Source organism: Bacillus sp. FSL R9-9834 (assembly GCF_038006905.1).
GTDB classification, from domain to species: Bacteria; Bacillota; Bacilli; order Bacillales; family Bacillaceae_G; genus Bacillus_A; species Bacillus_A pacificus.
Genome location: NZ_JBBOWD010000001.1, coordinates 1,696,567 through 1,709,480, shown reverse-complemented (window position 1 = coordinate 1,709,480; position 12,914 = coordinate 1,696,567). Strand labels below are relative to the sequence as shown.

Below are 12,914 nucleotides of genomic sequence, written 5' to 3'. Positions count from 1 at the left end.
ACACTCACCACACAATACAATACATACTATTTTCGTTTTTTTAAATAGATTATTAGAAGGACGATGCAAATAATACCAATAGGAAAAACGATCATCCAATCTTCTAAAATGAAAGACTTTGTAATCTTTTCTTTTTCACCAGCATCATATGGAACACGGTGTCCTCTCACTAGTAACCTGTGCGTGTTCACTCCATACGGGGTACACGTAATTAATGTTGCGTAATCTTGTCCTTGTACAACTAATAAGTCTTCCGTTTCATTTGGTAATACAACTTTTATTTGATCTACCTTATAAGCAAGTATTTTATCTAATGAATGTATATAAAATATATCATTCTGTTCGACTTTATCTAAATGAGTAAACATTAGTGCTGAAGGCAAACCGCGATGCCCAGTTAAAACTGTATGCGTATTTTCTCCCCCTACTGGTAGTGAAGATTCATTCAGTTGTCCAACTCCACGACTTAGCACTTCTTCCGTCGTCCCTTGATAAATTGGAAGATTCACATTAATTTTAGGGATTTCTACATACCCCATAACATCCCCTATATTTAACATATCTACATATGAACTTTTTTCCTCATCACTCTTTTCATGAAACGGGTCCGAAAATGTTTGCGTCGTATTTTGGACCTTCTTATTATACTCTCGTGCTTCCGTTTCTTTACGATCAATCTCTTCTTTCTCCAACTTCTTTACTGCTTCGTCATAGGTACTTACTTCTGAATAATGTGTTCTTGTTGCAAACCAATTGCTCACAGTTGGATAGAGAAATATACTTAATCCTAGTAAAAAAATACTTCCAAAGATAATATTTCGTTTCATAACATCCTCTTTCACTTCGGATAAAATACGGAAAAGAGGAAAGCATTTTACCTTTCCTCTTTTCCAAACTCAATTATTATAAAATATGAATTAAGAATTCTTTACCGGTTTCTTTCTAAAGAAAATAAACGCTGCTGTCACCATTAATAACAGACCAACTACCGTAAAGAGAATTGTTCCCATGCCACCTGTTGCTGGAATAATCCATCCACTCTTATTATTCTCAACTTGCAAATCAATTACATTTTTATCTTTATCTATTTTAATATCAATCGGATCTCTTAATTTTTGATATTGTTCTACCGCACCATCTTTACCTTTATACTTTGGTGCTACCGTTTCAACAATTTGATATTCACCGTACGGGATTTCATTCCATGTAATAATACCATTTGCATCGGTGATATCATCCATTTTCTTTTTGTTTACTGTTACAACATTTCCCTTTTTATCTCGTAATTCGAATCTTGCACCTTCTAATTTCAGAGACTTATCCTTACCATCAACTTTTTCAATTTTAATCGTTCCCATTGTTGGTGTAACAATAACTTCATTAGATGGCTTTCCATCTTTTTCTGATGTAACATCATCTTTATTTACAAAATCAAGTACTGCTTTGTTTGGAATTTTCACTCCAGATTCAACATTACTTCTAATTTTTGCAGTAATCTGTAAGTGTAATTCTTTACCTGTTACTTTCGAAAAATCTTCTATCGAAGCAATAACCTTTTGTCCAGCTACAATCACATTTACAGTACTATCAGCAACCTTTTTACCATCAATCGTTACTACTGGAGTCCCAACGATCTCTAGACGATCATCTAAAACATCTGTTACGACGTAATTTTTATACGTTTGAATATCCTCAGGAAGCAATGTTTTAATATCATACGTATACTCTGTTTCACGATTTATTCCCGCATTTTTAGAATCATCATTAATCGTTTTTTCAATTGTAGGTTCTTTAAAGTTTACTACATCTTTTTCTAATTTAACTGGTATATCTTTCTCTCTAATAGAAAAAGGATACTCTTGTTTACTTGTTATATAACCTTTTGGAGCCTTCTCCTCAATAAAATAATAGTCTCCATACTCTAATGACTCCACATGAATCTTACCATCTGTTCCTGATACTAATGGATGAGGTGTTTTTACTTGTGTGTGTGTTCCATCTTCATTTTTCTTAAATAAATGGAATTCCGCACCTTCTAATACACGGCCTCCCTCACCTTTTTTTATTAACTCTACTGAACCGCGTTTCGTTTCATTCTTTGGGTAAATGTGAACATCGTAATTTAAATCTTTACCATCTGCGCTCGTCATTGGAATATCAACTATAAACTTAGTCTTATCCAACTCAATACGATCTGGAGCTTTAATCGCTTTTACTTCATAACGTCCTAAAGGAAGATTTGAAAAAACCGCTTCTCCTTTATCATCTGTTACTTTTGTAATCGGACTATCTGTAAGTTCTTTCATAATTTCTTTCCCATCAGAACTTTTTTCAAATGATGCAATGCGTTTAATTTCAAATGTTACATCCTTTAAAGGTTTTGCTCCATCTGGAACACTTTGTCCTTCTTTCCCATTGCCCTCTACACCAGGCTTTGCATCTTTATCCTTCTCATACTTATGAATCGTTAAAGTACCTGTACTTCTTGATTCAGCACTAACCGTCATATTCATTAATGTTGAAACAGCTAATACACATATTAATAATAAGCTAAAAATCCTTTTCATTATTCGTCACTCCCCTATTGTATCTATCTTTGTTGCAAACTACTAATCTATTTCATAATCTTTCTTTTTCTAAAGAAGAAAGATGTAATGAACATCAATGTTCCACCAATTACATAAAAGACAATTGTTCCTATGCCACCTGTTTCAGGGATAATCCACTCATTTTTATGATTTACTATTTTTATTTTTGGGGCGGATACATCGCTAGTCACATGAATTTCAATTGGCTCTTTCAAAAGCATATATCCTACTGGTGCTTGTACTTCTTTTAACGTATATTTTCCAACTAACAATGGATTTGAAATAGCTACACCATTTTTATCCGTTGTTAATTCAGATACTATTTTTCCATCTTTATCAATTACTTGAAATACTGCGCCTTCTAATTTGAGATTTTCATTGTTCGCATCTACTTTTTCAATCTCAATCTTCCCGAAAGACGGTGGTAGAATAAAGGCTTCATTTGACACAGTTTGCTTTTGATCAAATAGTAACTCCGCAGTATTTCGTATACCACCTTTTGCAGTATATGATTCTAATACTTCCACACCTTTATCTACATTCAACTTTGATTTAATGTGCATCGTATACGCTTGATCAACTAGATACTCATAACTTCCATCTTGCTTTGGTAATTCAATTTTCACCTTTTTCGACTGCTCATCGATTTCAGGTATAACTTGTATCTCTTCACCATTTGCATTTACAAGTCTTACTTGTTCAACTTGTAAAATATCTTCTAAATCATCTTGTAATACGATTTTCTCCAAGTATGCTACATCATTTCCAAAATTATAGTTTACATGCCATGTAAACTCTTCATTCTCACTTTGTAACGTTGCCTTTTCTACTTCTTTTTCATCTGCATCAGAAACTGTTTTTATAACCTTTGGTTCCTTCGCTTCCACTTTCGTTTTTACGTTTGGTTTTTCTGGTGGCAGTTCTTTGCCATCAGGTGTTTTTCCTTCCACAATCGCTATATTTTCTATTTCTTTCGTTTTCAGCGATTCCTTTGTAACTTTCACCTTGAAAGTTACAATTCGTTCTTCTGTATCAAATACATCACCGACATTAAATTTAACTGTATAATCCTCATACGATCCCGCATCTTCATCTATCGCATCAGTTAACGAATTCCCATTCATTTTCATACTACCTGCTATATACTCCACTCCGTTAGGAAGCTTATCGACAATGCGAACATCTTTTATAAGTCCATTTTCAACTTTATTCCGAAGTTTAATTTTATACTCAAGCTCATCGCCTACATGTACTTTTCCGTCTACTCCCCCCGTTACTTCTTTCTTCGCATCTAGTTGTCCGTACAACGGGTTAACTGATGTTTCGACTTCTGGTTTCTCTTGTTCTGGTACACTAATAGATTCTACTACTGCACTATTTTTAATTTTCTTATTTGCCATTTCAGGTTTCACAACGACTTCAAATGAAATTGCTCGTTCTTCATCCCCATTAAGGTCACCAATATTTGCATATATAATTCCATCTTTTATATGTGCACGATCATCATCTTCCGCGTCTGTTTGTTTCTTTCCATCTATCTTCAATGTATCCGGAACATACTCTACCCCTTCAGGTAGTGGATCCGTTACAGTGACAGCTTTTAATATAGAATCGGTTACACTATTTTTAGCTTTTATCGTGTACTCCAGTTTATCTCCTACATTAAGAGTTTCACCATTTACATTTTTAGCTAATTTTTCAGCCTCAAGTTTACCTTGTTTCACATCAAGATTAGGCTTTACTTTTACTACTACTTTATTAGAAGCATTATCTTCAACTTTACTTCCTGTCAGCTCATCTAATCCTCGAACAATAGCAGTATTCGGAATTTCACTTTCTATTTTTCTCCCTCTTAATTTCGCCTTAAATTCAACGATTGTTTCAGGTGTTTTATCAGTATAAATTCCGCCTTGTGAAGCATTTGCTCCTTCACCAATTCTAATCGTTAACTTTCTCGTCTTCTCATCATAATCAACTTGATCATCTAGCGCCTGATCAGTTTGATCACCCGCATTCGGACCAGAAATGATTTTCACCGATCCAGGTATAAACTTTAAACGACGATCTAGAACATCTTCAATCTTTGTATCAACTGCACTTGAATTCGGCTCAATATTTTTGACTTTTAATCGATATGTAACTTCTTCACCTGATTCGTATTTTTCTTTCACATTAACGACTGTTTTCTCAATATCAAGTTCTGGCGCTGTTGCATTCACCGCAAAGGCTAAAGTGTTTAATACGTAGTCATCACCAGATGTCGCAGCTTTTAAACGTACTTCCTTTTGCTCCGGTTTTATATATCCCGCTGGTAGCTTTATTAAATCTGCATCAATCCCTAAATTATTTTTATAATCAGGATTAAATGTACCAGGATACTTATCTCGCATATGTTCTTCATATTCAGAAATAGTGGAATTGAATATATTCCCCGTTGGATTCAACTTATCCGTTATTTCCTTCCACTTATTATCTGTATGAACAAAAAGTTTATCACCTTGCCAATACCTATCACCTTGAACAGCAAAAACAGATACTTTCGGATCTAAATCCCCAGCTTTTGAAGCGATAAAGTTTTTCACTGTGAATTCTTTTTCTCCAGAACCACTGGCTCTTTTCAATCCACCATCATACACAGTAAATGCTTTTCTTGTTTTTGACTTATCTTTCGTGATTACTAGCATATACCAACCAGCAAAAGAATATTTCCCACTAGCATATGCATCGCCTGTATTTGGATATGGAATATTTGCTACAGTATAGCTTCCACCTTTTGCATTCGATGATTTCAAAAGGTCGGTAACTTCCGCATAATTAGAATAATACGTACCATTAATCCCAAAACCATACAGCAATCCACTTCCGTAATACGTATGACTTGGTGTTACTGGAAAACTCATTCCTGCCGGAGTAGTAAACTTAACTGGTGCTAAATACTGTTGTTGCGTTAATTCGTAACGTGTAGAACTCCAGTATAATCCTGCCCATTCAATTTCAGCATCTTCCGGAACAGGAATGTATGCCTTAGATGAATTTGTAGTTGTTGGATCATCATCAACATCAATTAGTTCACGTATATAACCATTCGGTGTTGTTCCATAAGTATAGTTAATATCCGAATATAATGCTGTTTTCTTTTGAGCTTCAGTGGCTTTAATACCTAAATTCACATTCCCAGTAGAATACATATCACCTTTATGAATGGATTGATAAGTCGGTTCGTTAAAACCTTCATCCTCAGTAATTTCTGCTTTTACATTCTCTGGTGGACTAAAAAAATGTAACTGAGATAGTATTAAAAATATACTCATCCATACTACAATGACTTTTATTATTTTTCTATTCTTTACCCTATTGTTACTCAACGCCTCCACCTCCTGACATTTAATTAGAAATATATTTGTTTTATAGTACTATTTTAGCATAACAGTTAGATTTTCATAGCCGTTTTACTATTTTTATTTTTCAGTTAATTTTACCATTTTTTTATTTTTACATTTTTTTTATGAATCATATTAGATTTGAAGATGGAAAAAAGCAAATTGAAACATTCATTACTCATCTGTCTAGTCTTTACACACATATTGGACTTATCGGCTTTAGTGTTGGTGCTACCATCTCATGGCTATGTAGTAACAATCCGAAAATAGATTTTATTATCGGATGCTATAGTTCCCGTATACGTGACTATATTCATATGAAACCATCATGTGCTACCTTACTTGTATTCCCTGAAAAACAAGCATACAATGTAATAAATACATTTCTTGTAAAAAACACTCTTATAAAGGAGATGTACATGACACTTACATTACTCTTACTTATTTTCATATTCATTGCTTTTTTCTCAGTGCTAACTATTATTCTAGTAACCGTAAAAAAAGGAGCGTTTTCCAAACGCCCCTACTTACAATCTATTATCGTTTACAATTTATTTTTTACAAATTGGATTTTATATTTAACATCTTTTTATGCGTTACTCCCTGAGAAAATTAGCGAGTTACTATTCCTGCCCATTTGGTTTTTCCTTTGCATATTAGGCTTTATCGCTTTCTGGCGCGAATGGAGAAACAACCGTGTATTCTCCATATGTATCGGTTTTCTTTCCTTTATTAGTTTTTTATTTGGGCTGTTTTTTTTTACTTCTTTCGGGGATGTGACTGTTATAAGGAGGATAAAAATCCTCTTTATAACAGTCTTTTTCGTTCCATAACGAAAGGAATTATTAAATAAAGAGCGTAAGCAATCGCCATCCAAATGGTAAATGACATAATTTGCTGTGAGGAGAATTGTGAGAATAGATTAGAAGAATTATATAAAATGTAAGTATCTAAAATTAAACCGATTGCTGTACCGCATATACCTAACTTAATAACTGCATATTTCGTAGTATCTAGTTTTTTGTATAGCCACATTACAAAGTATAAAGCTATAGCCGTTCCTAATTCAAGAAACGTTAATTGTAGAAAAAATCTACTTGAAGTGTATTCCAATAAAACAGAAGAACCGAAAATAATGAAGAACGCTGAGGCAAAAAACCAAACGCCGATAGAAAATAAAATAGTGAGCCAAAGTTTATTATTCACTACCATTACCTCCCTTTTGTAGCTCTATGAACTTTTCCAATAACAGGTGCAAATCACCATATACTTTGTCGCTAGAAAAAGATGGATTGAATAAGGCTTGCAATGCCAATCCATCAATTAATGCATTACATAAAATGCTCCACGTTTCAGTTGAAATTTGAGATGTCATTGTACCTCCTATATTTTTATTTAACACTCTTGTTAATTCTTGGTTTTCATAATGTAACAATCCACCAATTTTATTTTTCATCGCATCATTTTGTAATCCACTAGCTACTAATTGAAAAAACAAATGATGATACATTGAATCTTTCACACATCTACTTTCGGCAGACTGCAAAGCCTTTTCTAACTGTACATCCTTTCCTAGTTGTTCCCACGACGCTTTACAAAACGATTCAGTTACTTCCAGTAATAATTGATCTTTCGTTTTAAAATGATAATATACGGTACCTTGTGTAACTTGAGCACTCTCTGCAACTGCTTTTAATGTCAACTTTTCCATCCCATGCTCTGCAATAATTTCTTTTGCTGCTTGTAGTAAATTCTCTTTATTAACAACATTTGGTTTTGCCACTTCTATGACCACCTTTTAAGTTAGTTGGATAACTAACTTAAATTATACAGAAAAATCAGATAAAACAAAAGAAAGAAAAGTCAACTTTCAACTTTTCTTCCTTCTATTTTTACCTTTAGCTTTCACTGTCACTGATTCACAAGGTGTGTAATAAATTTGAGGTGTCGCCTTATCAACAAACATCATAAACGTAATGAAGCCGATAATAAAGAAAATAAACAACGTTAACAAAATTGCTCCTATCGTTAAAAGTATCATAACACCACCCCTATATTTTTCATGTTATTACACCTTTCGCTATTATATGAGCGTAATCCTTTTTAGAAAAAGAAACGTAACAAAATAATCACAATCACACCCGTTAATACTGTACCTAATAAACTACGAGTATATATCGCTACAAGAAATGTTGGAATTGCTGCGATCAGGTAATCCCACTGCATCGTCTCATGCATAAATAAAACTTGCGCTAAAAGTGCTGCTAATATCGCGATTGGTATGTAATTTAACCATTTTAAACCCCAGTCTGGAATTTGTAGTTTACTAAATACGAGTAGAGGTAAAATACGTGGCACGAGTGTGACAGCTCCTGCTGCTAATAAAAGTAATATTATATCTAATCTCATTTCCATTTTTCAATCACCACTCCAATCGTCGCAGCTAGTAGTGTTGCGATAATAACCGCTATACTATCTGGCATAAATAAGTGTGAAACATATGCGATGATAATTGCTACAATTGCAACAGTAAGATGAATTGCTAACTTCGGTTTACTACTTATGAGCTGAAGTACAAATAACCCGATAAACATTGCTGGTAATGCATAATCCATACCGTACGTATGCGGATCTGGTATCCATTCACCAAATAGCCCGCCGATAATAGTAGCAAGGATCCAATTTAAATAAGCCGTTACATTTAGCCCAATCATCCATCTTTCGCCTAAATATCCTTTTTGCGCAGCATGCTGTACTGCAACGCCGAACGTTTCATCTGTAATTTGAGAACCAATTAGTAAGTTTTTAAATAGAGGCAGTTTCGTAAAGTACGGTGCAAGCGCAGCACTCATTAGAAGGTGGCGTAAATTAACAAAAAAGACGGTGAAAATGATTGCTGAAGCAGGTGCACCAGCTGCATACATACCAGCTAATATAAATTGGGCAGAACCTGCATAAATTAAAGTGGACATAAACGCAATTTCAATAATGGAGAAACCTGCTGTTTTTGCAATTACACCAGCTGCTATACCGATGCTTAAATAACCAAATACAGTTGGTAAACAATCTTTTACTCCTTGCTGAAATGTATCATCGCTTTGCAAAGCTACATGTGCCTGAGCTTTACTCATCCGTATCATCCTCCATTCCTTCTAAAGTTCGTTTTCCTGTTACGACATGAACTAAATCTATATTTTCACGCCATAACGTATCTAACTTATCAGCTCCAAATTCCTGCGTGATTTCTTCAACCATAATATCGTGCCGCACATACTCTGTAGCAACGAGAACTAGAGCTGGGTCATACGTTGTAACAGCCCATGAAGTGCTATCATTTGAGAAGTTCGCAATTAATACTTCTTCCCCGTCACGTGCGATTACAGTTAAATGACCACCCATTCTCTTTTCAACAACGTGGGGCATCATATAATTATGGTGAAACGTCGCTCCTATTTTTGTTTCTGGAGCGCCAAATAAGATTGAAAATATATGTACTCCTTCCTCTTCCTTTTGATGAATGTATGGCTCAATTTCATGCACTTGATCTTCCCATACAGAAATCCATAACTCTTCCTTCGCTCTATTAATTATATTGCATATTTCCTTCAAAACACGATCATTTGAGCGAATATGCGAAATTACATCTATTTGTCGCTCTTGTTCTAAACCATTTAATTTCTCATCTAAAAATTCAAAGGATTTTTCAAAGTCTTTTCGCATTCGATTCATTAATTCCGTAGCTGGTACTGGTACATATTTAACTGGTTCAGAAGGTACAATATGTACTGCTCCTTTATCCATTAACTTACCTAGTACCTCGTAAATCATAGAACGAGGTACTCCTGTTTGTTTACTCACTTCATACCCAGTTACTGGGGAATGTTTTAGTAGTCCAATATACGCTTTACATTCGTACTGGGAAAAACCTAGCTTTTGTAATTCCTTTATAATTTCATCCATTAGTACTCCTCACAATCTAAATCGCTCTAACTTCAAAGCGACGATTTTGCTTACCTTTACTTTTTACTTTATCAATAACAAGTGTTCCTATTTCATTCGTATTTTTCACATGTGTGCCTCCACAAGCTTGTTCGTCTAAATTTTCAATTGTAACAATGCGGATTTCTTGTATAGTAGTTGGCAGGAGGTTTATGGCTGTTTTAATCATTCCTACAGCATTTTCTGCTTCTTCGCGGCTCATATAACGAGTGGAAATTTCTTTATTTTGTTTAATAAGTTTATTCACTTCCTTAACAATTTCTTCTACTTCCACGCTCGATAACTCTTGTAACTCATTAAAATCGATACGTGCTTTGTCAGGATAGATTTGATTTCCAGTGCATAGAGCTCCATACTTTTCATAAACGACAGCTCCGATAAGATGCAGTAAAGAATGATGACGCATTAAGTTATGACGTCTTTCCCAATTAATCTCTAATTTAACTGGACCTAAATTTACTTGAGCTCCATCTTTTATATAGTGAACTATTTCTCCCTGCTCCTTCTTTACTTTTTCAACTTCAAATACAGACCTATCTTGTACAATGACACCCGTATCACATTCCTGCCCTCCACCAGTTGGATAAAAAACTGTTTCTTTTACATATACTTTATTTCCTTCTACTTTTATCACTTCTGTTTCGCAACTCGTTTTGTATGCATCTTCTAAATATAATGCCGTTGTCATACTCTCACCTCTTTAGTAGTTATAGTTATACCTACTAATATAAAAAAGAAGCTCCACAAAGTCAATTGATAATTCTGAAATTTAAAACAGAAATAAAAAAGACTTCCGCTAACGGAAGTCCCCTATCTCAATATTTCATTTGCTTCTTTTTCATAAATTTTATCAAATGAAGTCATAACGCGTTGTGATGCTGAAATCATTCTTTGATCTGTCATTAGATCTGCCATCTCTTTCGTCATATCTACATTTGAATTTTCTAGCATATGGTTTTTTACTAAGCCTGTTCCGTTCGGTAAATCAGCAATATTTCCTTCTGCTAGTGTAAAGCTTTTGTTCTCTCGTTGCACAAGACGATTATTCGCTTCTGCATCTACTGTTTTTGTTTGCAGGCGAGCAATATTATTTTGTGTTACTTCATCATATAATGTACCATCTGCTTGTACAGCTACCTTTGCTCCCTCAGGAATACGAATACGTTCATTATTTTCTCCCATAACAAAAGCACCAGATGATGTTTGCAAGTAACGATCACTATTTATTGTAAAACTACCATCTCTCGTTAAAAACGTTTCATCGTTTTTAGATGTAACGAAAAATGATGTTGTACCGTTTGCACCGTCATCTAAAAAGAAATCTGTAGCACTATTTGTCATTTGTATATTTCCTTGTACTAAGTTCACATGCGTTGCGGCTGGTACTACAGCGTAATCGACTGAGCCAATATTTGTTACAGCTCCGTCACCGCGGCGATATGTGTCTTGTACATCAAATACTTTAGAAGTCATATTTTCTGCTTTAAATCCTGTCGTTTGGGCATTTGCAACGTTATTCGAATGAACATTAATGCGCTGCATGTAATTCATCATACCCATTGAACCTATATAAAGACCGTTCATACTCGATTGAATAAGGCAATTGCCTTATTCTTCACCTCTTTTCTATGATGTTTGCAACATTTGTTTCGCTAAATGTTCCGCTGTAGCGATATGTATGTTTTTCTTTACGTCTTGTCCGTCTGTCATTAATACAATGGGGGCTGATGATACTGCTGGAATTTTCAACAATTCCCCACTACTTGCCGTTTCATCAAATTTCGTAAAGACGATACCATCAATATGAATATCTTTAAAGTTCGTAATGATTTCAATCATATCTTTACTTTTCATCGAAGCTGATAACGTTAAACAAATATAATCTGGCTCTACTTGTCCCATCGTTTCAATCATTTCTTCTACAGTTTCTGACGCACGATAATTTTTCCCAGCTGTATCAATTAAAATATAATCGACGCGCGCTTCTTCTTTAAAATACGTAAGTGCTCTTGTCATTGCAGCTTCATCACGCACAGCGATTACTTCAAATCCAATTGTCTTTACGTAATCTTGCAGTTGCTGAACTGTCCCAATGCGAGAATGGTCGGTCGTAATAAAACCAACCGTTTTTTTCTTACCGTGAAACTGCCACGCCATTTTCGCAAGTGTCGTCGTTTTTCCAACACCAGTTGGACCGATTAATGCAATTGTTTGTACTTCTTTTTCAAATACATTTTCCGTATTGAAATGAGAGCTCATATCTTCCAATATATATTCGATTACTTCTTCTTCTGTAATCATCGTTGCATTCTCAAACTTCACTTTTAACTTTTCAGCATATGCATGAATGAAGTATTGTTCTACATCGTTTTGTTCTAGCATGCGAATTACTTTTTGAATAATAAATGGTACAGATTCTTGCTTTTCTTTTTTTACAACCACTTCTTCTTTTTTGACGGGAACGACTTTTTTCACAGCTTTTTGCTTTTTCGTTACTTTCGTTTCTTCCGTCTGTTTCACAACGACGATACCTTTTTCAAACAGCTTTAATAGTTTCTCTTTCTTTCTTGCCCATTCTTCACTATTTCCTGTTTGCATCGCCGCGTACGACATAGGAGTCGTCACGTTTTCTAAATTGTGCAGTACCGATTGAATTCCGTTCGCCTTCACAATTTGTTCTGAAGAATCATTTACAACATCCATTAATTGTTCATGAAATTGAGCTGTGCCTTCGTTCACTTCTTCCTGTTTATCCTCTGGAAAAGCAACTAACATTTCATAATTCTTTTTCCAAAAAAACGGGATATTGCGTTTTACACTTTCATCGACAACGTAATAATAATCTGTACCATATTGGTCAAATAACTTTCGATACAATTCATTTTTCGAAGCTGCTTTTATTCGCATTAACGCTTCTTTCTTTTCTGTACTTTCCATTACTTCACCC

The 12,914-nt window shown here is 34.6% G+C and carries 12 protein-coding genes and 2 pseudogenes; 2 read left to right on the top strand and 12 right to left on the bottom strand.

What is annotated here, in order from left to right; translation table 11 throughout:
- Window positions 1-26: 26 nt before the first annotated feature.
- From MKY00_RS08980 to MKY00_RS08970, 3 genes are all read right to left on the bottom strand, one after another.
- Window positions 27-827, bottom strand: coding sequence for a class C sortase (locus MKY00_RS08980; RefSeq protein WP_000827797.1), 801 nt, complete (start codon window positions 825-827; stop codon window positions 27-29).
- 90 nt (window positions 828-917) lie between these two features.
- Complete coding sequence (locus MKY00_RS08975; RefSeq protein ID WP_016717089.1) at window positions 918-2,567, bottom strand: SpaH/EbpB family LPXTG-anchored major pilin; 1,650 nt, start codon at window positions 2,565-2,567, stop codon at window positions 918-920.
- A gap of 47 nt (window positions 2,568-2,614) precedes the next feature.
- The gene (locus MKY00_RS08970; protein ID WP_175574679.1) at window positions 2,615-5,899 is read right to left on the bottom strand and encodes an isopeptide-forming domain-containing fimbrial protein; all 3,285 of its coding nucleotides are present in this window, start codon (window positions 5,897-5,899) and stop codon (window positions 2,615-2,617) included.
- Window positions 5,900-6,081: 182 nt separating this feature from the next.
- Between MKY00_RS08970 and MKY00_RS08965 the strand changes: the two are divergent.
- Window positions 6,082-6,384, top strand: a pseudogene (locus MKY00_RS08965) (dienelactone hydrolase family protein); the annotation flags it as partial.
- Between the two features lie 3 nt (window positions 6,385-6,387).
- A pseudogene (locus MKY00_RS08960) lies at window positions 6,388-6,748 on the top strand (hypothetical protein).
- Between the two features lie 27 nt (window positions 6,749-6,775).
- On the opposite strand, the gene MKY00_RS08955 reads toward MKY00_RS08960, so the two are convergent.
- The 9 genes from MKY00_RS08955 to flhF form a co-directional block, all read right to left on the bottom strand.
- Window positions 6,776-7,174 (bottom strand): DUF5367 family protein, encoded by a 399-nt coding sequence (locus MKY00_RS08955; protein WP_016717086.1) that lies wholly within the window; start codon window positions 7,172-7,174, stop codon window positions 6,776-6,778.
- Window positions 7,167-7,751, bottom strand: a complete 585-nt coding sequence (locus MKY00_RS08950; RefSeq protein ID WP_001118328.1) for a TetR/AcrR family transcriptional regulator — start codon at window positions 7,749-7,751, stop codon at window positions 7,167-7,169. The genes MKY00_RS08955 and MKY00_RS08950 overlap by 8 nt, the downstream gene beginning before the upstream one ends.
- Window positions 7,752-7,838: 87 nt before the next feature.
- Window positions 7,839-8,009 (bottom strand): DUF3951 domain-containing protein, encoded by a 171-nt coding sequence (locus MKY00_RS08945; protein WP_016717085.1) that lies wholly within the window; start codon window positions 8,007-8,009, stop codon window positions 7,839-7,841.
- 62 nt (window positions 8,010-8,071) lie between these two features.
- Window positions 8,072-8,383 (bottom strand): AzlD domain-containing protein, encoded by a 312-nt coding sequence (locus tag MKY00_RS08940; RefSeq protein ID WP_016717084.1) that lies wholly within the window; start codon window positions 8,381-8,383, stop codon window positions 8,072-8,074.
- Complete coding sequence (locus MKY00_RS08935; RefSeq protein ID WP_016717083.1) at window positions 8,374-9,099, bottom strand: AzlC family ABC transporter permease; 726 nt, start codon at window positions 9,097-9,099, stop codon at window positions 8,374-8,376. The genes MKY00_RS08940 and MKY00_RS08935 overlap by 10 nt, the downstream gene beginning before the upstream one ends.
- The gene (locus MKY00_RS08930; protein WP_016717082.1) at window positions 9,092-9,928 is read right to left on the bottom strand and encodes a TrmB family transcriptional regulator; all 837 of its coding nucleotides are present in this window, start codon (window positions 9,926-9,928) and stop codon (window positions 9,092-9,094) included. The genes MKY00_RS08935 and MKY00_RS08930 overlap by 8 nt, the downstream gene beginning before the upstream one ends.
- A 16-nt stretch (window positions 9,929-9,944) precedes the next feature.
- Window positions 9,945-10,655 (bottom strand): alanyl-tRNA editing protein, encoded by a 711-nt coding sequence (locus MKY00_RS08925; protein WP_016717081.1) that lies wholly within the window; start codon window positions 10,653-10,655, stop codon window positions 9,945-9,947.
- Window positions 10,656-10,777: 122 nt separating this feature from the next.
- Window positions 10,778-11,551 (bottom strand): flagellar basal-body rod protein FlgG, encoded by a 774-nt coding sequence (locus MKY00_RS08920; RefSeq protein WP_001013941.1) that lies wholly within the window; start codon window positions 11,549-11,551, stop codon window positions 10,778-10,780.
- A gap of 42 nt (window positions 11,552-11,593) precedes the next feature.
- Window positions 11,594-12,904: a flagellar biosynthesis protein FlhF gene (gene flhF, locus MKY00_RS08915; RefSeq protein ID WP_016717080.1), complete on the bottom strand. Its 1,311-nt coding sequence runs from the start codon at window positions 12,902-12,904 to the stop codon at window positions 11,594-11,596.
- Between the last annotated feature and the right edge of the window lie 10 nt (window positions 12,905-12,914).

What these genes read in the sequence shown, in the direction of transcription:
- MKY00_RS08980 (WP_000827797.1), bottom strand. Translation starts at nt 827, where the DNA reads ATGAAACGAAATATTATCTTTGGAAGTATTTTTTTACTAGGATTAAGT.
- MKY00_RS08975 (WP_016717089.1), bottom strand. Translation starts at nt 2,567, where the DNA reads ATGAAAAGGATTTTTAGCTTATTATTAATATGTGTATTAGCTGTTTCA.
- MKY00_RS08970 (WP_175574679.1), bottom strand. Translation starts at nt 5,899, where the DNA reads ATGAGTATATTTTTAATACTATCTCAGTTACATTTTTTTAGTCCACCA.
- MKY00_RS08945 (WP_016717085.1), bottom strand. Translation starts at nt 8,009, where the DNA reads ATGATACTTTTAACGATAGGAGCAATTTTGTTAACGTTGTTTATTTTC.
- MKY00_RS08940 (WP_016717084.1), bottom strand. Translation starts at nt 8,383, where the DNA reads ATGGAAATGAGATTAGATATAATATTACTTTTATTAGCAGCAGGAGCT.
- MKY00_RS08935 (WP_016717083.1), bottom strand. Translation starts at nt 9,099, where the DNA reads ATGAGTAAAGCTCAGGCACATGTAGCTTTGCAAAGCGATGATACATTT.
- MKY00_RS08930 (WP_016717082.1), bottom strand. Translation starts at nt 9,928, where the DNA reads ATGGATGAAATTATAAAGGAATTACAAAAGCTAGGTTTTTCCCAGTAC.
- MKY00_RS08925 (WP_016717081.1), bottom strand. Translation starts at nt 10,655, where the DNA reads ATGACAACGGCATTATATTTAGAAGATGCATACAAAACGAGTTGCGAA.
- MKY00_RS08920 (WP_001013941.1), bottom strand. Translation starts at nt 11,551, where the DNA reads ATGAACGGTCTTTATATAGGTTCAATGGGTATGATGAATTACATGCAG.
- flhF (WP_016717080.1), bottom strand. Translation starts at nt 12,904, where the DNA reads ATGGAAAGTACAGAAAAGAAAGAAGCGTTAATGCGAATAAAAGCAGCT.